Below are 20,760 nucleotides of genomic sequence, written 5' to 3'. Positions count from 1 at the left end.
GTCGATTAACTGAAACTTAATAACATGCATTAAAGGCGCGTCGATGTTTGTGGATCAGATGCGTGGGGGCACGAACAGCGCGAATGTCCCACCGGCGGCGTTCGCGATGCCCGACGGCATGAGCATGCGCTACGACCTGCCCGACACGGCACTGGCCGAGTATCTGACCGGGTATGCGATCTACGCGGCTTCGGATCGCGCGCCGATGATCAACTGGTACCTGCCCGCGCCGGCGATGCTGTCGATCCTGGTCGATGCGGGGCCGCTGACGGCGTCGATCGGCAACCACCGCTTCGGGCCGCTCGATCGCGCCAGTTTCTATGGCCCCACCAGCCGCGCCTTCAGGACCGAGACGACCGGCGGGATCGCGGTCGGCATCGGTCTGAGCGCACTCGGCTGGGCGCGGCTGACCGCACGCTCGGCAGGCGACTACCATAATCGCATCGTGCCGCTCGACAGCGTGCTTGGTGCCGGCCTGGCCGGACGGCTGGTCGGCGGGCTAGATGCGCTGGACGATGATTCGTTCATCAAGCCGCTGCTCGATTCGGTGCTCGGGCCGATGTTCCAGCGCCCGCATCCGCGCGAGGACCTGATCAGGGCGTTCACCGCGCTGACCGTCACCGACGGCGTGATCGAGATGAAGGACGTCGCCGAACGGCTCGATATCCCGACGCATGATCTGCGGCGCATGGCGACGCGGTATTTCGGGATGCCGCCCAAGCTGCTGTTGCGGCGGGCACGGTTCCTGCGGTCGTTCATCCGGTTGATGATGGCCGAGGGCGCGAGCGATTATTCGATGATCGACAGCAGTTATTTCGACGCGTCGCATTTCCTGCGCGATGCCGGCACGTTTCTCGGGACGACGCCGCGCCGGTTCATGGCGTCGGACACGGTGTTCCTGAAAGCCAGCCTGCGTGCCCGGGCCGCGGTGATCGGGCTGCCCACGCAGGCGCTCCACGTCGTTCAGAAAACCGCCGTGCACGCGACGAGCCGATTGCCCGTCGAGCAGGGCGATTCGCAACCCCGCCTGTGACGTAGCCGTCCGGTCGCTATAGGGCCTCAGGCCTGGTTTTGGCGGATGACGCCGACCGCGCTTTGTTCTACCGGATGGCACCATGATCGCGCATCTCAAAGGACGGCTGGATTCCACGGGTATCGACCATGCGGTGATCGACGTCGGCGGCGTCGGCTATCTGGTCGGCGCATCGGCACGCACCCTGTCGGCGCTCGGGCCGATCGGCGAGGCGTGTACCGTGTTCACCGAATTGCTGGTGGGCGAGGATTTCCAGCGGCTGGTCGGGTTTTCCAGCGCGGACGAGCGCGACTGGTTCCGGTTGCTGACGGGCGTGCAGGGCGTCGGAGCGCGCGTCGCGCTCGCCATATTGTCGGCGCTGGAGCCGGTCGACCTGAGCCGTGCGATCGCGAGTGGCGACAAGGCGATGGTCGCGCGCGCCAACGGGGTGGGGCCAAAGCTCGCCCAGCGTATCGTGATGGAACTGAAGGACAAGGTCGGCGGGCTCGCGATCGGCCTTGGGCCGGCGGCGGTCAATGCCGCGCCGGGAGCGTCGGCGGATGCGGTGTCGGCGTTGCTCAACCTCGGGTTCCGGCCCAACGAGGCGAGCGTGGCGGTGGCCGCGGCGGACGAGGAGCTGGGGCCGGGGGCTTCGCTCGACGCGCTGGTGCGACTGGCGTTGCGCAAGGCGTCCAAGTCCTAGGGTTAGGAGCCGTTTGATTCGTTCTAAGCTTTTGCTGGTTCTCCTCTTCCGTTCGTGCTGAGCGAAGTCGAAGCACCTGCACTTCGAGCGCACCCTTCGACTTCGCTCAGGGCGAACGGAAAAAGGGGCTGCCTCTGTTCCAGATTGCACCCGTTTTAGAGCGGCGTAAGCAACGCTTCCCCCGCAAAATGTGCGTCGAGATTGGCGACGACCAGCGCCGCCATCTCCGCCCGCCCGTCCACGGTCGCGCTGCCCTGATGCGGGGACAGGACGACCTGATCCATCGTCCTGAGGGCATCGGGTACGGTCGGTTCGTCGGCGAACACGTCGAGTCCCGCACCGGCGATCGTCCCGGCCTGGAGTGCGGCCACCAGCGCCGGTTCGTCGATTAGACTGCCACGGGCGATGTTGACCAAGATCCCGTCCTTGCCAAGCGCCCCGAGAACACCGGCATCGACGATATGCGACGTCGCGTCGCCACCGGGCGCGGCGATGATCAGCACGTCGCACGCCGTCGCGAGCGCGACGATGTCGGCATGGAACACCCCCGCGAAATCCGGCTTGGCAGAGCGCGCGGTATAATGGACTTCGCTCGCAAACGGCCCAGCCCGCTTCGCGATCGCCCTGCCGATCTGGCCGAGCCCGAAGATGCCTATCCGCCGACCGCTCGCCCGACGCGCAAGATCGACCTGCCAGCCGCCGTCCCGCACCGCACGATCATTCGCGACGATTCGCCGCTGCACCGCCAGCATAAGTCCGATCGCGAGATCCGCGACGTCATCGGTCAGCACGTCGGGCGTCGTCGTCACGGCAACGCCGCGGGCCCGGGTCGCGGCGAGGTCGATCCCGTCATGGCCGACGCCGTGGATCGCGACGATCTCCAGTACGGGCAGGCGATCGAGCAGTGCGGTATCGACCACGCTGGTCCCGCCACCGACGATCGCCCGCGTCGTTAGCGGCGGATCGTTGCGGTGCAGTGTGAAGCGCTCGGCGAGCGTCGCTTCCAACGCGGGTGAGACTCCGCCGAGTAGATACAGGTCGGGCAGGTTCGGATCGAGTTGTGCGGTATCGTTGGTCATGACCGCTCCATAGCCGCCTTGCCCCCTTCACCGCGAGCGCGCTATCGCGAGCGGGTGACCGATACTGACCGCATCCTGACCGCCGCCAAGCGTCCCGAAGACGTCGACGCCGCGCTACGCCCTAAAACGCTCGACGAATTCGTCGGGCAGAAGGCCGCGCGCGAGAATCTGCGCATCTTCATCCAGGCAGCGAAATCGCGCGGCGATGCGCTGGATCATGTGCTGTTCTTCGGGCCGCCGGGGCTCGGCAAGACCACGCTCGCGCAGATCGTCGCGCGCGAGATGGGCGTGGGGTTTCGCGCCACCTCGGGCCCGGTGATCGCCAAGTCGGGCGATCTCGCCGCGCTGCTGACCAATCTCGAGGATGGCGACGTGCTGTTCATCGACGAGATCCACCGGTTGCAGCCCGCGGTCGAGGAAGTGCTGTACCCGGCGATGGAGGACCGTGCGCTCGACCTGATGATCGGCGAGGGGCCATCGGCGCGGTCGGTGCGGATCGACCTGCCGCGGTTCACGCTGATCGGCGCGACGACGCGGCAGGGGTTGCTGACGACGCCGTTGAGGGACCGCTTCGGCATCCCGGTGCGGCTGCAATTCTATACGGTCGAGGAACTGGAGCGCGTCGTCACGCGCGCCGCCGGCCTGCTCGGGCTGGGCATCGCCAAGGATGGCGCGATGGAGATTGCGCGGCGAGCTCGCGGGACGCCGCGCATCGCTGGGCGCCTGCTGCGAAGGGTGCGCGATTTCGCCAATGTCGCGGGGCACGAGACGGTCGACGCGCGGGCGGCGGATGCTGCGCTTAATCGGCTTGAGGTCGATTCGCTCGGACTGGATGCGATGGATCGGCGCTATCTAATGATGATCGCGGATATTTACCGCGGCGGCCCGGTCGGGGTGGAGACGCTGGCGGCGGGGTTGAGCGAACCGCGCGATACGATCGAGGAGGTGATCGAGCCGTATCTGATCCAGCTCGGCCTGATCGCACGGACCGCTCGCGGCCGGTTTTTGAACGCGGGTGGCTGGAAGCATCTCGGCCTGAACCCGCCCGCTGGTAGCCAGGATGGCCTGTTCGACGCTTAACTAGCGTGTTTCCCCGCGAAGGCGGGGACCCAGACTGGGCTCCCGCCTTCGCGGGAGAACAAGGAGGAGGGGGTAACGTAGCCGGTGAGATTTGCTCGCCGCGATCCGCACCAATCTCATTTGTAAGAATCGACACCCGGAGATCGATCGAACTTGGCCGCAACACTGCTTTTGTTGCGTGGCACCCAAGCGCTTCATCTGATAGCCAACCCGAATGCCCCTTTCGGCCGCCGCCTCCGCCCGCGAAATCCTCACCAGCCTTCACGACGTGATGGCCTCGCGCACGTCCGCGCAAGCCAAGCTCAACGCCGTCGTCGGCATCATCGCCACCGCGATCGACAGCGAAGTCTGCTCGATCTACCTGTTGCGCGAAGGCGTGCTCGAACTGTTCGCCACCCGCGGGCTCGACCAGGCGGCGGTCCACGTCACCAAACTCGCGCTCGGCGAGGGCCTCGTCGGCACGATCGCCGAGGATGTCGAGGTCCTCAATCTCGACGAGGCCGCGAGCCACCCCGATTTCGCCTACAAACCCGAGACCGGCGAAGACCGTTTCCACAGCTTCGCGGGCGTGCCGATCATCCGCCGCGAGCGTTCCGTGGGGGTCCTGGCCGTCCAGCACACCGACCGTCGCAAATATGCGGACGTCGAGATCGAGGCGTTGCAGACGGTCGCGATGGTGCTGTCCGAACTGATCGCCAATGCGGGGCTCATCGACACCACCGGCGGCGGCGCGGATCGTCCGCAGTCGACCGCGGCGATGCGCATCCCCGGGCAGAAGCTGGTCGACGGCATGGGCGCAGGCTTTGCGGTCTACCACCAGCCGCGCATCCATATCGAGCACACCGTCGCCGAGGATACCGACGCCGAGCGCCACCGCGTCTACGCGGCGTTCGACAAGATGCGCGAAGGCATCGACCGGATGACTCGCGAAGCCGAATTCGGCGTCGGCGGCGAGCATGTCGAGGTGCTCCAGACCTACAAGATGTTCGCGTATGACGAGGGCTGGGCGCGGCGCATCAACGAGGCGATCGACTCGGGCCTGACCGCCGAGGCGGCGATCGAGCGCGTCCAGCAACGCACGCGTCAGCGGATGCGGCAGATCGACGATCCGCTGCTCGCCGACCGGATGCACGACCTGGAGGACCTGTCGAACCGGCTGTTGCGGATCGTCTCGGGCCAGATGGGCACCGCCGCGCAGATGGGCCTGCGTCAGGACACGATCCTGATCGCGCGCAATCTCGGTCCCGCCGAACTGCTCGAATACGACAAGCGCCGGCTGAAGGGCGTGATCCTCGAGGAGGGCTCGCTCACCGCGCATGTCACGATCGTAGCCCGCGCGATGGGCGTGCCCGTGCTCGGCCGCGTCCGCGACATCCGCCGTCTCGTGGCGGAGGGCGACATGCTGTTGCTCGATAGCGCCGAGAGCAACGTCTTCGCGCGGCCGTCGGCGGTGATGGAGGAGGCGTTCGAGGCCCGCCTCGCGATGCGCCAGAAGCGCAAGGCTGCGTTCGCGGCGCTGCGCGACGTGCCGCCGATCACCAAGGATGGCCACCGCCTGACGCTGATGGTGAACGCAGGCCTGCGCGACGACGTCGCCGCGCTAGACGTCACCGGCGCGGATGGCATCGGCCTGTTTCGCACCGAGTTCCAGTTCCTCGTCTCCGCCACGCTGCCGCAGCGCGAGCGCCAGCAGCGGCTCTACCGCGAAGTTCTCGACGCGGCCGGCGAGCGCCCGGTGATCTTCCGCACCGTCGATATCGGCGGGGACAAGGCGCTGCCTTATCTCAACAAGGAAGATTCGGACGAGGAGAACCCGGCAATGGGCTGGCGCGCGCTGCGCCTCGGCCTGGAGCGTGACGGGTTGATGAAGGTGCAGGCGCGGGCGTTGCTGGAGGCGGCCGCCGGTCGCACGCTCAACGTGATGTTCCCGATGGTCAGCGAGCCCTGGGAGTTCGACGAAGCACGCGCGCTGTTCGAGGCGCAGCGGACGTGGCTCGAAGGGCGCGGGCGGAAAATGCCGCTGGCGATCCGCTATGGCGCGATGCTCGAAGTCCCCGCGCTCGCCGAGATGCTCGACGTGCTGCTGCCGCGAATCGAGTTCCTGTCGATCGGCACCAACGACCTGACCCAGTTCCTGTTCGCCGCCGATCGCGCCAATCCCAAGCTCGCCGAGCGTTACGACTGGCTCAGCCCGTCGATCCTCCGCTTTATCGCCCGATTGGTGCCGCCGACGCGCGACGCGAAGGTCGACCTGGCGGTCTGCGGCGAGATGGGTGGGCGGCCGCTGGAGGCGATGGCGCTGATCGGGCTCGGGATCGAGCGGCTGTCGATCACCCCCGCGGCGGTAGGCCCGATCAAGGCGATGACGCGCTCGCTCGATCGCGCCGCGCTCACCGCATACATGACAGGACTGCTGGCCAACCCGCCCCGCGACATGCGCGCTGCGCTGACGACCTGGGCGACCGAAAACGGCGTCGAAATCGTCTGATCGGCGGAAACCTGCGGTTAAGACGCGCGGTGCGTTGACACGGCTAAGGGCCTCTGAAAGACGGGGCACATGACGGGCAACGACGCAGCCCGCTTCGGAGACAAGAATGGACGAGGTCGAAACCGGCCAGAACACAGCACCCGCTCAACCAGAGCGTGCTGGCGACATTCTCCGTAAAGCCCGCGAGGCGCAGGGGCTGACCGTCGCGGATATCGCGACGCGCACGCGTGTGCCGCTGCGTCACCTCGAAGCGATCGAGGCCTCCGATTATACCACGCTGCCGTCGATCACCTATGCGGTCGGCTTCACCCGTGCCTATGCGCGCGCGATGGGCATCGACGAGGTGCACATCGCCAACCTCGTCCGCGGCGAAGTCGCGACGCTGGGCCGTAAGACCCCCGAATACGAGCCGTACGAGATGACCGACCCGTCGCGCGTGCCCTCGCGCGGCCTCGCGATCGTTGCGCTGGGCATCGCGATCGCGGTGCTGGTGCTGGTCGGCCTCTGGTACGGCACCGACATGTTCCGCGGATCGAGCAATTCGTCGATCGCGACGCCGGTTGCCGAAACCGCGCCGAATCCCGCCGCGCAGACCGCGCAACCGGTGCCCGCTCCCGCGACGCCCGCCAACGGCCAGGTCACGCTGACTGCCTCGGACGAGGTATGGATGCGTGTCTACGATGCCGACAACAAGACGCTGTATCTCGGCACGATGAAGCCCGGCGAGAAGTTCGACGTGCCCAAGGATGCCAAGGACCCGAAGATCAACATCGGTCGCGCGGACAAGCTGGCGGTGACCCTCAACGGCGCAGCGGCGCCTGCGCTCGGCACCGGCGAGCGCGCGATCAAGGACGTCGCCGTCGGTGCGCCTGCGATCGCCGCACGGATCGCGGGTACGCCCGAGCCGCAGGCAGCGCCGACCGCGACCGGAGCCACTTCGACGCGGTCGCCAGAACGGTCGCGCACCGCCAGCCTTCCGCGTACGCCGCGTCGTCCAATGACCGAGACGCAGCGCGCCAACCTGGACGCTGCCGCCAACCCGCCGCCCGCCGCTACGGCAACGCCGACTCCGTGATGGCTGCGGACTATCGCCGGGGTCTTAAGGCTGGCGACAGGATGGGTAGTGCAGCTATACCCGGACGATTAACCAATCCACCGGGGGGTGTGGCCCATGCGTAAGTCAATTCTGGTCGGCGTCTGCCTCGCCGCTCTTCTGCCCGCGAGCGTTCAGGCGCAGAACGTCGAGGGCCGCGTCGGCAAGCTCGAAAGCGAAATGCGCGCGGTCCAGCGCAAGGTCTTCCCTGGTGGTGCCGGCCAGATGCTCCAGCCCGAAGTGCGTGCGCCGCAGAGCGAGCAGGGCCCCGGCCCGGGTTCGCCCGCGACCAGCGCGCTAGCCGACGTGAACCAGCGCGTCACGTCGCTGGAACAGCAGATGACGTCGCTCACCGAGCAGATCGAGCAGAACCAGAACCGTACGCGCCAGTTGCAGGATGCGTTCGACAATTACCGGCGTTCGAACGACGCGCGGATCAAGACGCTCGAGACCGGCCCCGCGCCGATCGCGACGGGGACGGGGGCTGGCGGTCCGATCGAACCTGACGCCCCCTCGGACGGCGGCCCCTCGCGCCCGACGACGCGCCCCGAGACGGCGTCCAAGCCGGGTACGCCTGCACCAACCAAGGTCTCGGTCGAGAAACCCTCGACCGGCGATCCGGCGGAGGACGAGTATATGTACGGCTATCGCCTGTGGGCGGCCAAGCAGTATCCGCAGGCCGAGGCGCAACTGAAGAAGGTCGTCGCCGAATACCCCAAGAGCAAGCGCGCCAGCTATGCGCAGAACCTGCTCGGCCGGTCGTATCTCGACGAAGGCAAGCCGAGCCTCGCGTCGATGGCGTTCTACGACAATTACAAGAAGATGCCCGAAGGCGAGCGCGCGCCGGACAGCCTGTTGTACCTCGGCCAGGCGCTGACCAAGCTCAACAAGCCGGCGGATGCGTGCAAGGTGTATGACGAGCTGAACGACGTTTATGGGGCGAAGATGGCGGCGGCGATGAAGGGCCAGGTCGCCGCCGGGCGCTCCGCGGCGAAGTGCAAGTAAGCAGGTCCTCGATGAATACCGGTCCCTCTGAAATCCTCCCCTGGAAGGGGAGGTGGCAGTCCGCAGGACTGACGGAGGGGTATCGCTCCATCGAGAGCGGATCACCCCTCCGTCTGGCACACGCCAGCCACCTCCCCTTCCAGGGGAGGATCAGCATCCTCGCCACGGCCCCCACCGCATGACCGAAGAAGGACGCCGCTTCGCCGCCGACTTCGCGCGCTTGGCAAGCGACGTCACCAACCCGCTGTTCGCTGTCTCCGGCGGGCCCGACAGCATGGCGATGCTCACCCTTGCGCACGAAGCCCTCCCCCCTGGCTTCACGGTCGCCAGCATAGACCATCGCCTCCGCCCCGAAGCGGTGGAGGAATCCGCAATGGTCGCTGCCCATTGCGCAACCCTTGGCATCCCGCACGCGACGCTAGCGCCAACCGAACCGATCACCGGCGCCAGCATCCAGGCGCAAGCCCGCACCACGCGCTACGCGCTGCTGACCGATCACGCCCGCGCGATCGGGGCAGGCGCGCTCGTCACCGGCCATCATGCCGACGACCAGGCCGAGACCTTCCTCATGCGCGCCGCGCGCGGCTCCGGTCTCGCCGGGCTCGCCGGAGTCCGCGCGCGCACCGAAGTCCACGGCGTCATCGTCGTCCGCCCCTTGCTCGACTGGCGCCGCGCCGAACTCCGCGCGATCGTCCGCCGCGCCGAAGTGCCGTTCTTCGACGACCCCTCGAACCACGACGATCGCCACGATCGCACCCGCTTCCGCCGGTTGCTCGGCGAGAATGAATGGCTCGGCACGCCCAACCTCGCGCGCGCCGCAGCAGCCCTCGCCGAAACCGACACCGACGTCCGCGCGATGGTCGAGTGGATCTGGGCCGAACGCGCCAAGGTCGGCGGCGGCGAAGTGAAGATCGCGGTCGAGAAGCTGCCCCGTGAAATTCTCCGCCGCCTTGCCCGCCGTGCGATCGGCACGGTCCGCAGCGAGGCCGGCATCGTCGCGCCCGAATGGACCGAGGCGGCCAACATCGAAAGCCTGCTCGACTCGCTGATGGCCGGCAAGCGCACCACGCAGGCGGGGATCATCGCCAGCGTCCGCGGCGACGTATGGCGCTTCCGCGAGGCACCGCCGCGCCGGGTCACGTGACCGTCCGTTCACACTGATCAACGCAAGTCGCGCGTTGTTCCATTGCCATTAACCTGCGCACGCTTATCTTGTGCGGTGAAAGGTATCGTGCACCCATGAGCGACAACGACAACCGCGGTCAGAAGCCCCAGGGCCCCGGAAACGGTGGCCCCGAAAACGGCGGCGGCAATCCTTGGATGAAGAGCTTGCTGATCTGGGTCGGCATCCTGCTCGCGCTGGCGCTGTTCGTGACCATGTTCGACGGCCGTACGGCGGCGTCGGGTGGCAACACGATCGCGTATTCGGCGTTCCTCGACAAGGTCGACGAGGGCACCGTCAAGGACGTCAACATCTCGCGCGATATCATCTCGGGGACGCTGTCCTCGGGCGAGAAATTCAAATCCTATCCGATCCAGGATTCGACGCTCGTGCCGAAGCTGCGCGAGAAGGGCGTTGCGATCAGCGCGAAGCCCGAAGAGGGCCCGTCGATGCTGGCGCTGCTCCTCTATCAGTCGCTGCCGTTCCTGCTGTTCCTCGGCATTGCGTTCTTCGTGCTGAAGCAGATGCAGAAGAACTCGGGCTCCGGCGCGATGGGCTTTGGAAAGAGCCGCGCGAAGATGCTGACGCAGAAGGAAGGCAAGGTCACCTTCCAGGACGTCGCCGGCATCGACGAAGCACGCGAAGAGCTGGAAGAGATCGTCGAGTTCCTCAAGGACCCGACGAAGTTCGCGCGTCTCGGGGGCAAGATCCCCAAGGGTGCCTTGCTGGTCGGCTCGCCGGGTACCGGCAAGACGCTCCTCGCCCGCGCCATCGCAGGTGAGGCCGGCGTGCCGTTTTTCACGATCTCGGGGTCCGATTTCGTCGAGATGTTCGTCGGCGTCGGCGCCAGCCGCGTCCGCGACATGTTCGAGCAGGCCAAGAAGTCCGCACCGTGCATCGTCTTCATCGACGAGATCGACGCGGTCGGTCGTCATCGCGGCGCCGGTCTCGGCAACGGTAACGACGAGCGCGAGCAGACGCTGAACCAACTGCTCGTGGAGATGGACGGCTTCGAGGCGAACGAAGGCATCATCATCATCGCCGCGACCAACCGTCCCGACGTGCTCGATCCGGCGCTGCTGCGTCCTGGCCGCTTCGACCGCCAGGTCACCGTGCCGCGGCCGGATATCGAGGGCCGCATCAAGATCCTCGAAGTGCACATGAAGAAGGTGCCGCTCGCACCCGACGTCGACGCGCGCGTCATCGCTCGTGGTACGCCTGGGTTCTCGGGTGCCGATCTCGCCAATCTCGTCAACGAGGCGGCGCTGCATGCGGCACGCAAGGGCAAGCGTCTGGTGGCGATGGCCGAATTCGAGGAGGCCAAGGACAAGGTCATGATGGGCGCCGAGCGTCGCAGCATGGTCATGACCGACGACGAGAAGCGGATGACCGCGTATCACGAGGCCGGCCATGCCGTCGTCGCGATGCACGAGGCCGCGTCGGATCCGATCCACAAGGCGACGATCATTCCGCGCGGTCGTGCGCTGGGCATGGTCATGCGTCTGCCCGAGCGCGACTCGTACAGCTATCATCGCGACAAGATGTATGCGAACCTTGCGGTGTCGATGGGCGGCCGCGTCGCCGAGGAAGTCATCTTCGGCTATGACAAGGTCTCGTCGGGCGCTTCGGGCGACATCCAGTACGCCACCGGTTTGGCGCGCGACATGGTCACGCGCTGGGGCATGTCGGACAAGGTCGGTCCGCTCGAATATGGCGAGCCCGAGGGCGAGTCGTTCCTGGGTTACTCGTCGAGCCGTCCGTCGCGCATGTCGAACCAGACGGCGCAGCTGATCGATGACGAGATCAAGCGGATCGTCGAAGGCGGTCTCGACCGCGCCAAGCAGGTGCTGAGCGATCATGTCGACCAGCTCCACACGGTGGCGGGCGCACTGCTCGAGTTCGAGACGCTGACCGGTGACGAGATCAAGAAGCTGATCGCCGGCGAGGATCTCGATCGTCCGGATCCGGGTGCGAAGGCATCAACCGTCCCGCGTGCGGGTACGTCGATCCCCAAGACCCGGCGTCCGTCGGGTCCGTTCGGGACGCCGACCCCGCTCGGGGCGTGATCCGGTTCACCCGGCAGTCACCTAAGTAACTCTATGGGCGGTCTTTTCTCGGAAAGGCCGCCCATGTCGTATTCGCGTTTTAAGGCTGTAGTCGCAGCGTTGCTGATGGTCGGCGTGGCGATGCCGGCGAGCGCGGCGATGACCGTCGGCACCTTCCTCGCCCGCGCCAACGCGCTGCGCGACCAGGGTCCGATGGCGCTGATGTCTCCGGACCTCCCCGCGCTGAAGGCCGAAGCCAAGGCGGCAACCAATCAATTGAAGGCAGAACGCGCCGCCCGCGCCGCAGCCGGCAAGCCACCGATCGCCTGCGTTCCGGAGGGCGGATCCGTTGGCATCATGGACATGCTCGACGGCTTGAACGAACTCCCCGCCAGCTACCAGAAACGCCCCCTGAAGGACGGCTACGCGCGCGTTCTGGCGAACCTTTACCCCTGCCGCTGAGGTTTCTGCGGCCTGCTAGTCACCCACATACAATCGTCACCCCAGCGAAAGCTGGGGTCTCCTAGTTGGAGAGCGCGCGGGCCCCACTCCGAGATCCCAGCTTTCGCTGGGATGACGGAAGGGGCGGGGATGCTGAGATGCAAACGTTATGGCCGGTCTAATCCGTCAGCCCATGCAGCAACAACAGCACGATAAACGCCAGCAAAACCGTGAACGCGAATGTCAGCAGAGCCACCGTCCTCCACGCCGCCGACCGCCTCCGTAGCGAATACGCGCCCCGAAGCTGAGCGAACATATGCACCGGTGGCAAGCACAGCGCCGCCATCACGATCCAGCCCTCCGCCACCCCGATCACGCCCGCGACGATCAGCACGATCGTGAGCAGCATCATGAACGCCAGCGAATAAGTCACGAAGATCGCATGATCGTACAGGTGATGCTGCCGCCGCCACAGGAACAGTAACGCCATGAACGGCACGGAGAGCGGAATAAGCCCCCAGCTGTATTTATACGCGCTGGTCTGCAGTTTGTAGAGCATCAGCCCCGGATTGCCGTTCGCCTTCGCGATCCCATGATCGAGCCGTTCCCAACCGGTCTTGAAGTCGCCGAGATCGACGACCGTGCCGTAGGCGACACCGTTCTGCATATCCGCCGCCACGCCGAGCGCGCGAACGGTGGTACGAAGCGCGCTTGCCTGCTGGTCGAGGGCCGCGATCGATTCGCCCGAATAGGTCGCCCCCGCCTTCACCGCGGCTGCCTTTTGCGCCTCGATCCTGTTGAGCGCGACGCCCGCCTTCTCCGCCTCGTGCGCATAATCCGACGTCTTCCCGGAGCGCTTGTCCCGGAGGAAGTCCTTCGTCATCTCGCCGCCGACCGCGCCGATCGTCGCGAACATCAGGAAGACGGTGAACAGGAACAACGCGAGCGGCGACACGAACCGCGCCCGCTCGCCATTGACGTAGCGCCGCGTGAGCATCCCCGGATGCAGCACCAGCAACGGCAAGGTCCGCCAGATCTTGCCTTCGAAATGGAAAACTCCGTGCGCGATCTCATGTCCGATCCCGCCGAGCGACCGGTGGACGTGCGAAGATTGACCGCAAGCGTGGCAATGCTCGCCCAGCAGCCGCGTCCCGCAATTCAGACAAAGCGCGTCGTTCGGACCGTGGCCGGAATGCGCACCATGGGCGTCCCCAGCTTTCGGTTCGAACGCGCGTCCAACTAGGGCACCCGTGGCGATGTCCGCCGCTACTCCGATATCTCCGGTCATGAGTCCCCCTGTAATATCGATAGCGTAACGAGTTCGCGGCGTTGGCGCGAGGGGCTTCGCATGCTACCGCGCGGACCATGGCCGACGCAGAAAATCCGACCGAATTGATCGCCGAAATGGGCCGCCGCGCGCGCTCGGCGGCGCTGGTGCTGGCGTCGATGCCGTCTGCGCGGAAGGCTGCGGCGCTGGCGTCGGCGGCGGAGTCTATCCGGGCAGCATCGGCGACGATCGTTGCGGCAAATGCGGAGGACATGACGCGTGCCGCGGGCGCAGGTCTGTCGGGCGCGCTGCTGGACCGGTTGCGGCTGGACGAGGCGCGGGTCGCGGCGATGGCGGACGGCGTAGCGGCGGTGGCGGCGCTTGCCGATCCCGTGGGACAGTTGATCGACTCCAGCGAGCGTCCGAACGGCCTGAAGCTCTCACGTGTCCGCGTGCCGATCGGCGTCATTGGCATTATTTACGAGAGCCGCCCAAACGTCACCGCGGACGCTGCGGCGCTATGTGTAATGGCCGGCAACGCAGCGATCCTGCGCGGCGGGTCGGAGGCGGTGAAGAGCAGCCGCGCGATCCATGCGGCGCTGGTGGAGGGACTGAAAGCGGGCGGGGTGCCCGTCGATGCGGTGCAACTCGTGCCGACCACCGATCGCGCGGCGGTCGGCGCGATGTTGAAGGCCGACGGGGCAATCGACCTGATCATCCCCCGAGGCGGCAAGAGCCTCGTCGCACGCGTCCAGGCCGAAGCACGCGTGCCCGTCCTCGCGCATCTCGACGGCATCAACCATGTCTATGTCGATGCCTCGGCGGACCCCACGATGGCAGCGGCGGTCGTCGTCGATGCGAAGATGCGCCGCACCGGCGTCTGCGGTTCGATGGAAACACTGCTGATCGATCGGGCCTATGCCGACGCACCCGCGTTGATCCAAAGTCTCGCAGCAACGGGCTGCGAAGTCCGCGGCGACGTAAGTGCACGCGCCCTCGTCCCCGAGATCGCCACCGCCGACGCGGCCGACTGGGACACCGAATATCTCGACGCGATCGCCTCGGTCGCGATCGTCGATGGCCTCGACGCGGCAGTTGCGCATATTGCCCGCCACGGTTCGCACCACACCGACGCGATCGTCACCGAAGACGCCGCGGTCGCCGAACGCTTCCTGACCAAGGTAGACAGCGCGATCGTCCTCTGGAACGCCTCGACCCAGTTCGCCGACGGCGGCGAGTTCGGCCTTGGCGCGGAGATCGGCATCGCCACCGGCCGCCTCCACGCCCGCGGCCCGGTCGCACTCGAAGGCCTGACTACCTACAAATGGATCGGCCGCGGCACCGGCCAGGTGCGCGGTTGATGCTCTGTGCCGATCGGCGTAACATAGCACGATGATTGCGCCGGTTTCGATCACGACTCCGCTCGACCCTGCGACCTTGACGATGGTCGAGGGAATCGCGCGCTATCGTGGCATCACCGAAGAAGAGTTTGCAGCCGAGGCGATCCGCAAGGCGGCCGAGTATCACACCGAGATGCGTGCGTTCATTCAGGCCGGTATTGATGACATCGATGCCGGCCGTTCTTATACGCAAGAAGAGGTCGAAGCTTGGTTTGAGGCGCGTAACCGCGATATAGCGGCGGAGTGACGCGTGCGATCTGGTCCGCTTCGGCGCTTGCGGATCTGGACGAAATCGATCGCTATTTCCGGGAGGACTCGCCGGATCACGCGCGTCACGTAGGCGACGTCGCAATTGCCGCCGTGCGGATGTTGGCCGACAACCCGTATTTGGGACCTGTGGTCGAGGGCGATCTCAGGAAATGGTCTGCCCGTGGAATCGAGTATGTCATTCTCTATCGACCGATGGCGGATGGCATCGACGTGGTTCGCCTGATGCATGCGCGGCAAGACCGGCCTTTCCAGCTTTGACCCACGTCGGCATACTCGGCGGGTCGTTCAATCCAGCGCATCGTGGCCACCGCGGCATCACGCTCGCAGCGATCGACGCGCTCGCGCTCGAAGAAGCGTGGTGGCTGGTGTCCCCCGGCAACCCGCTCAAGGACACGGCCAACGACATGGCGCCGCTCCCCGCACGTCTCGCATCGGCACAACGCATGGCCCGCCGCGCGCCGATCCGTGCGACCGATATCGAGGCCCGCCTCCACACCCGCTACACACTCGACACGATCCGCAAGCTCAAGCGGCGTTACCCCAAGATCCAGTTCATCTGGCTGATGGGCGCGGACAATCTCGCCGACTTCCACCGCTGGAAGAACTGGCGCCAGATCGCCCGCGAGGTTCCGATTGCGGTAATCGCGCGTCCGGGATATGACGGGCGCGCCCTCGCGGCCCCCGCGATGGGTTGGCTGCGGCGCTTCCAACGGCGCACAGACCATGCGAAGAGCTGGACGACGTGGAGATTGCCGGCCCTTGTGCTGTTGCGCTTCCGACCCGACCCGACCTCCGCAACCGGCCTGCGTGCCAAAAATCCCGACTGGGTTCAGCACGTTGCTGGCCCGCCCGACCGTTCCGGCACGTTGCCGGATTGATACCCTTACCCAGGAGCTGACTTGGCCACTTCCCCTACTGCCCCTCGCGCGACCGACCCCGAAGAGGTTGAGGCGCTGCATCGCCTGATCCTCGCGTCGCTCGACGACGACCAGGCGGTCGAGACCATCTCGATCCCGCTCGCGGGCAAGACCAGCATCGCCGATTACATGGTGATCGCCAGCGGTCGTTCGACCCGCCAGGTCGCCTCGATGGCGCAGAAGCTGGCCGAGCGGATCAAGGCCGAGTTCAAGCGCCCGGTGAAGATCGAGGGGCTCCCCACGGCGGACTGGGTGCTGATCGACGCGACCGACGTCATCGTCCACCTGTTCCGCCCCGAAGTCCGCAGCTTCTACAATCTGGAGCGGATGTGGGCGTTCGGCGACGCACCGACGCCGCCGCCCGTGCCGACCTTCACCGACGAAGACTAACCGACCCAGAGGCGGCGGCGGTGCTGCTCCACATCGTCGCCCGCGGTCGGATCGGGCGCTCGCCCGAGGCCGACCTCGTCGATCGCTATCTGAGGCGGATCGTCTGGCCGACCAAAGTCAGTGAGCTCCCCGACACCGGCGGCAAGATCCCGCTGGTCGGCGAGCAGACCAAGCGCATCCTGCTCGACGAGAAGGGCGAGACGCTGTCGTCGACGCAGTTCGCGCATAAGTTGGAGCGATGGCGCGACGACGGCGTGCGCGAGGCGCGGTTCATGATCGGGGCGGCCGACGGCTTCGATGATGCCGCGCGCGACGAGGCCGACCTGCTGTTCTCGTTCGGCCGCGCGACCTGGCCCCATCTGCTCGCACGCGCGATGCTCGCCGAGCAACTCTTCCGCGCGACCAGCATTCTTGCCAATCATCCCTATCACCGCGAAGGGTGATGCATGAGGGCAGGGGGCGTCTTGGCGATCGCGGCGCTGTTCGCGGCGGCGGGCGTTACCGCACAGACTGACGCGCCCGAACTGGCGACCGAGCAGCAACGCCTGGTCGCGGCGAAGCGCGACGCCGCGATCGCCGTCGCGCGTGCTGCCAAGCTTGCCGCCGCGGCCACCCAGGAACGTAACGCCGCCGACAAGGCGCGTCGCGAGGAGCAGGCGCTAGCCGCCCGCGTGGCCGCCGCGGAAGCGAACCTCGCCACCGCCAGCGCGCGCGTGACTCTGGTCGAGCGTTTGCTATCCGATCAACGCGCCAAACTCGGCCGTGCGCAGGCTCCCGTCGCGCGACTGCTGGCGGCTCTGGAGTCGCTCGCCCGCCGCCCGACAATCGTCGCGGTCGCGCAGCCGGGATCGGTCGACGACCTCGTCCATGTTCGTGCCGTTCTCGGCAGCGCGTTGCCCGTCGTCCGCCAGCGCACCGAAGCCGTCCGCACCGAACTCGCCGAAACGCGGCGCCTTCAGGCCAGTGCAACGCTCGCCGCCAAGGCGCTCTCCGATGGCCGCGCTCGCCTGGAAAGCGACCGACAAGCGCTGGCCAATTTGGAGGCTCGGCACCGTCAGCGCAGTCAGACACTCGGCCGGGGAGCCCTCGGCGAGTCGGACCGCGCGCTGGCGCTCGGCGAGCGCGCGCGCGACCTCGTCGATGGCATGGCGGCCATGACTAACGCGAAGGCGACCGCGGCGAGCCTAATCGCGCTTACCGGCCCAATCCCTCGTCCGATCGCGCCCGGCGCCACGCCACCGGCACCCCCAAGCGGCGTGTACCGCACGCCAGTAGCGGGCAGGCTAGTCACCGGCTTCGACGAGATTTCAGACTCCGGTGTTCGGTCGCGCGGGCTGACGTTCGCCACCGTTCCCAGTGCGCGCGTCGTCGCCCCCGCCGCGGGGACGATCCGCTACGCCCGCCGTTTCCGAGACTACGGTGTTATCGTCATCATCGACCACGCCGATGGCTGGACGAGCCTAGTCACCGGCCTCGCGGCAACTTCGACAAAGCCCGGCAACCGCGTGACGATGGGCACCCCGCTCGGCACAGCCCCCCGCGAAGACCCGCGCATCACCGTCGAACTCCGCCGCCGGGGCCGTCCCGTCGATGCGGCGTCACTGATAGGACCGCGCTGATCGACGGGACCCGGCGTGACGATCCTCCCCCGCAAGGGGGAGGTGGCTGGCGCTTGCCAGACGGAGGGGGAGGAAGGCGCAACGCCTGGTCCGTGTCCCCCCCTCCGTCACCTTCGGCGACACCTCCCCCTTGCGGGGGAGGATCGATGCAATAGGCGATCGTTAACGACCAAGTCCCCCCAGTCAGCCCCCATTAACCCCAACCCGCCTTCACTCCGCGCGCGCGTTGCCGCCAGCGTTCGGCTACGCTACGCCGTCACGACCGTACGACACGTCTTTTCTCAGGTTGCAGGACCATCGATGCCTCGTCCTATACTGCGTACCCCGATCCTTACCGCGACGGCGATCGTCGGCGCGCTGACGCTGATCCCGCTGGCCACCTCGGCGATGGCGGCGGTCGACACCGACACCTATCGCGAGTTCGACCAGTTCCTCGATGTCTTCAACCGCGTGAAGGCGGAATATGTCGACAAGGTCGATGACAAGACGCTGATCAAGGGCGCGATCCAGGGCATGCTCGCCAGCCTCGATCCGCACTCCAGCTATGTCGACGCGCTCGACTACGAGAACCTCCGGATCATGACCGAGGGCAATTACGGCGGTCTCGGCCTGACGGTGCAGATGGAGGACGGCGCGATCAAGGTCGTTGCCCCGCAGGAGGATTCCCCCGCAGCCCGCGCCGGCGTCAAATCCGGCGACTACATCACGCATATCGACGGCAAGCTGATCTACGGCGATTCGCTCGACGAAGCGGTCGGCAAGATGCGCGGCAAGCCCGGCAGCAAGATCACATTGGGCCTCGTCCGTCCGGGCCGCGACAAGCCGCTCGACGTGACGATGATGCGCGAGATCATCGTCCAGAAGCCGGTGAAATGGGAAGTCCGCGGCGACGTCGGCTACATCAACATCAACACCTTCAGCGAAAACACCGGCGCAGACACCCGCGCGGCGATTATGGCGATCGACAAGTCGCTCGGCCACCGCCCGCTCGGTTATGTCGTCGACCTCCGCGAGAATGGCGGCGGCCTCCTGACACAGGCGATCGAGGTCAGCGACGCGTTCCTCGATCACGGCGAGATCGTCTCGCAGCGCGGCCGCGAGAAGACCGATATCGAGCGCTATTACGCGAAGCCTGGCGACGACGCGCACGGCCTGCCGGTCGTCGTCCTCACCGATCCCGGCACCGCGTCCGCGTCCGAGATCGTCGCCGGCGCACTCCAGGATCATCACCGTGCGCTGATCATGGGCGAGCGCAGCTTCGGCAAGGGTTCGGTCCAGACGGTGTTGCAGCTCGGCCCCGAGACCGCACTCCGCCTGACCACCGCGCGCTATTTCACCCCGTCCGGCCGATCGGTGCAGGAGGGCGGGATCGAGCCCGACATCAAGGTGCCGCAGCTCACCGATCCCGACTACAAGTCGCGGCCGGTCTTCCGCGAGGCCGACCTGCGCAAACATCTGATCAACGAGGTGAAGGCCGACAACGCGGTGCTGGAGGAGGATACCAAGACCGACCCCCGCTTCTCGCAGACGCCCGAGCAGTTGAAGAAGCAGGGCATCGACGACTTCCAGCTCTATTACGCGCTGAAGACCGTCGCACGCCTCGGCGGCCCGGTGCAGGTCGCCGCCGCCACCAAGCCGCGCCCGATCAAGCCCGATCCGACGGCGACCACTGACGCCACGAAGGCGCCCACCAAGTGAGCGTGCGTCGTGGACTTGGCATGACCAAGAACGAAGAGATCGCGCGCGCCATCGCGCTGCTGCTGCCGGCGTTCCTGCTGCTCGGTGCGCTCGGCTCGCAATATCTCGGCGGTCTGTATCCGTGCGAGATGTGCCACTGGCAGCGCTGGCCGCATTATTCCGCGGTGCTGATCGCGGGCGCGACGTTCTTCGTGCCCGGCCGATCGTTGCGCGCATCGCTCGTCCTCATCGCCGGGTTGCTGATCGGTATCAGTGGGCTGATCGGCGTCGCGCATGCCGGTGTCGAATATCATTGGTGGAACGGCTTCACCGCCTGCACCACGACCGTTTCGATGGCCGGGACCACCGCGGCCGAACGCCTCGCCGCGATCATGAATGCGCCGATGGTCCGCTGCGATTCGCCGCAGTGGAAGCTGCTCGGAATTTCGCTCGCCGGCTTCAACGCCATCTTTTCCCTCGCCGGTGCGTTCACCATATTCGCACTCATGAGGAAGACGAGATGAGCGGCTGGAAGCCAGGAGACGCTAAGCGGGCCACCGATTCGATGATCCGTGTCGACCAGGCCGGCGAATACGGCGCGATCCGAATTTATGCAGGGCAGTTGGCGGTGCTCGGCGACCGCCACCCGGCCTCGCGCTCGATCCATCACATGGCGCAGCAGGAAGAGCGGCATCGTGCGTTCTTCGACAAGATGATCGTCGAGCGCCGCGTGCGGCCAACCGTGCTGCAACCGATCTGGAAAGTCGCCGGCTTCGCGCTCGGCGCGGTGACTGCGGCGATCAGCCCGCGTGCGGCGATGGCCTGCACTGCGGCGGTCGAGACCGAGATCGACAAGCATTACGAGGAACAGCTCGTTCAGCTTGGCGCCAGCGATCCCGAGCTATCCGCAGCGATCCTCGATTTCCAGGCTGAGGAACTCGAACACAAGGCGACCGCGATTGCCGCGGGGGCGGAAGAAACGCCGGGCTATCCGGTATTGAGTGCTGCGATCCGGCTCGGCTGCAAGGTCGCGATCGCAACCGCTAAACGGATCTAGGCGGACGGGAACGGTTCAGGCCGAGCGATTATGACAAGCCGAACGAACGCGTGGG

At 66.6% G+C, this 20,760-nt stretch carries 21 protein-coding genes; 19 read left to right on the top strand and 2 right to left on the bottom strand.

From position 1 onward, the window contains the following. Positions 1 to 43 precede the first annotated feature (43 nt). Positions 44 to 1,033 carry a hypothetical protein gene (locus VH567_RS16450; protein ID WP_423327313.1) on the top strand — a complete coding sequence of 330 codons (990 nt, stop codon included), beginning with the start codon at positions 44 to 46 and terminating at the stop codon, positions 1,031 to 1,033. Between the two features lie 82 nt (positions 1,034 to 1,115). After that, the gene (gene ruvA / locus VH567_RS16445; RefSeq protein WP_423327312.1) at positions 1,116 to 1,715 is read left to right on the top strand and encodes a Holliday junction branch migration protein RuvA; all 600 of its coding nucleotides are present in this window, start codon (positions 1,116 to 1,118) and stop codon (positions 1,713 to 1,715) included. 155 nt (positions 1,716 to 1,870) lie between these two features. Here the strand turns inward: ruvA and VH567_RS16440 are convergent, their stop codons facing one another. Beyond that, positions 1,871 to 2,794, bottom strand: a complete 924-nt coding sequence (locus VH567_RS16440; RefSeq protein ID WP_423327311.1) for a 2-hydroxyacid dehydrogenase — start codon at positions 2,792 to 2,794, stop codon at positions 1,871 to 1,873. A gap of 54 nt (positions 2,795 to 2,848) precedes the next feature. Between VH567_RS16440 and ruvB the strand changes: the two genes are divergently transcribed. The 7 genes from ruvB (at position 2,849) to VH567_RS16405 (ending at position 12,129) form a co-directional block, all read left to right on the top strand. Then, positions 2,849 to 3,874 carry a Holliday junction branch migration DNA helicase RuvB gene (ruvB, locus tag VH567_RS16435; RefSeq protein ID WP_056061260.1) on the top strand — a complete coding sequence of 342 codons (1,026 nt, stop codon included), beginning with the start codon at positions 2,849 to 2,851 and terminating at the stop codon, positions 3,872 to 3,874. 214 nt (positions 3,875 to 4,088) lie between these two features. After that, on the top strand, positions 4,089 to 6,362 hold the full coding sequence (gene ptsP, locus VH567_RS16430; protein WP_423327310.1) for a phosphoenolpyruvate--protein phosphotransferase: 2,274 nt from the start codon (positions 4,089 to 4,091) through the stop codon (positions 6,360 to 6,362). A gap of 106 nt (positions 6,363 to 6,468) precedes the next feature. Continuing rightward, positions 6,469 to 7,437: a helix-turn-helix domain-containing protein gene (locus VH567_RS16425; protein WP_423327309.1), complete on the top strand. Its 969-nt coding sequence runs from the start codon at positions 6,469 to 6,471 to the stop codon at positions 7,435 to 7,437. Between the two features lie 96 nt (positions 7,438 to 7,533). Continuing rightward, complete coding sequence (locus VH567_RS16420; RefSeq protein WP_423327308.1) at positions 7,534 to 8,460, top strand: tetratricopeptide repeat protein; 927 nt, start codon at positions 7,534 to 7,536, stop codon at positions 8,458 to 8,460. A gap of 178 nt (positions 8,461 to 8,638) precedes the next feature. Further along, positions 8,639 to 9,604: a tRNA lysidine(34) synthetase TilS gene (gene tilS, locus VH567_RS16415; RefSeq protein WP_423327307.1), complete on the top strand. Its 966-nt coding sequence runs from the start codon at positions 8,639 to 8,641 to the stop codon at positions 9,602 to 9,604. A gap of 176 nt (positions 9,605 to 9,780) precedes the next feature. Beyond that, entirely contained in the window at positions 9,781 to 11,688 is a 1,908-nt protein-coding gene (ftsH, locus tag VH567_RS16410) for an ATP-dependent zinc metalloprotease FtsH (RefSeq protein WP_423327328.1), read from the top strand. 63 nt (positions 11,689 to 11,751) lie between these two features. Next, a complete protein-coding gene (locus tag VH567_RS16405; protein ID WP_423327306.1) occupies positions 11,752 to 12,129 on the top strand; it encodes a hypothetical protein in 378 nt (125 codons plus the stop codon). Between the two features lie 157 nt (positions 12,130 to 12,286). On the opposite strand, the gene VH567_RS16400 is transcribed toward VH567_RS16405, so the two are convergent. Beyond that, entirely contained in the window at positions 12,287 to 13,396 is a 1,110-nt protein-coding gene (locus VH567_RS16400; RefSeq protein WP_423327305.1) for a DUF3667 domain-containing protein, read from the bottom strand. Positions 13,397 to 13,473: 77 nt separating this feature from the next. Between VH567_RS16400 and VH567_RS16395 the strand changes: the two genes are divergently transcribed. The 10 genes from VH567_RS16395 (at position 13,474) to VH567_RS16350 (ending at position 20,705) form a co-directional block, all read left to right on the top strand. Continuing rightward, positions 13,474 to 14,736, top strand: coding sequence for a glutamate-5-semialdehyde dehydrogenase (locus VH567_RS16395; protein ID WP_423327304.1), 1,263 nt, complete (start codon positions 13,474 to 13,476; stop codon positions 14,734 to 14,736). Positions 14,737 to 14,767: 31 nt separating this feature from the next. After that, entirely contained in the window at positions 14,768 to 15,022 is a 255-nt protein-coding gene (locus VH567_RS16390) for a hypothetical protein (RefSeq protein WP_423327303.1), read from the top strand. Next, a complete protein-coding gene (locus tag VH567_RS16385) occupies positions 15,019 to 15,303 on the top strand; it encodes a type II toxin-antitoxin system RelE/ParE family toxin (protein ID WP_423327302.1) in 285 nt (94 codons plus the stop codon). Before VH567_RS16390 ends, VH567_RS16385 begins: the two co-directional genes overlap by 4 nt. Beyond that, on the top strand, positions 15,300 to 15,923 hold the full coding sequence (locus VH567_RS16380) for a nicotinate-nucleotide adenylyltransferase (RefSeq protein ID WP_423327301.1): 624 nt from the start codon (positions 15,300 to 15,302) through the stop codon (positions 15,921 to 15,923). The genes VH567_RS16385 and VH567_RS16380 overlap by 4 nt, the downstream gene beginning before the upstream one ends. A gap of 21 nt (positions 15,924 to 15,944) precedes the next feature. Beyond that, positions 15,945 to 16,352 carry a ribosome silencing factor gene (rsfS, locus tag VH567_RS16375; RefSeq protein ID WP_131583613.1) on the top strand — a complete coding sequence of 136 codons (408 nt, stop codon included), beginning with the start codon at positions 15,945 to 15,947 and terminating at the stop codon, positions 16,350 to 16,352. A gap of 20 nt (positions 16,353 to 16,372) precedes the next feature. After that, complete coding sequence (locus VH567_RS16370; protein ID WP_423327300.1) at positions 16,373 to 16,795, top strand: 23S rRNA (pseudouridine(1915)-N(3))-methyltransferase RlmH; 423 nt, start codon at positions 16,373 to 16,375, stop codon at positions 16,793 to 16,795. Between the two features lie 3 nt (positions 16,796 to 16,798). Continuing rightward, a complete protein-coding gene (locus tag VH567_RS16365) occupies positions 16,799 to 17,971 on the top strand; it encodes a murein hydrolase activator EnvC family protein (RefSeq protein ID WP_423327299.1) in 1,173 nt (390 codons plus the stop codon). 300 nt (positions 17,972 to 18,271) lie between these two features. After that, entirely contained in the window at positions 18,272 to 19,669 is a 1,398-nt protein-coding gene (locus VH567_RS16360; RefSeq protein WP_423327298.1) for a S41 family peptidase, read from the top strand. A 20-nt stretch (positions 19,670 to 19,689) separates the two neighbouring features. Further along, complete coding sequence (locus VH567_RS16355; protein ID WP_423327297.1) at positions 19,690 to 20,172, top strand: disulfide bond formation protein B; 483 nt, start codon at positions 19,690 to 19,692, stop codon at positions 20,170 to 20,172. Next, positions 20,169 to 20,705 (top strand): demethoxyubiquinone hydroxylase family protein, encoded by a 537-nt coding sequence (locus tag VH567_RS16350; protein ID WP_056061210.1) that lies wholly within the window; start codon positions 20,169 to 20,171, stop codon positions 20,703 to 20,705. The genes VH567_RS16355 and VH567_RS16350 overlap by 4 nt, the downstream gene beginning before the upstream one ends. Positions 20,706 to 20,760 lie beyond the last annotated feature (55 nt).

It is taken from the genome of Sphingomonas sp. 4RDLI-65 (assembly GCF_049472435.1).
GTDB lineage: Bacteria > Pseudomonadota > Alphaproteobacteria > Sphingomonadales > Sphingomonadaceae > Sphingomonas.
The sequence above is the reverse complement of the archived record's forward strand: the minus strand, read 5'-3'. Positions and strand labels throughout refer to the sequence as shown.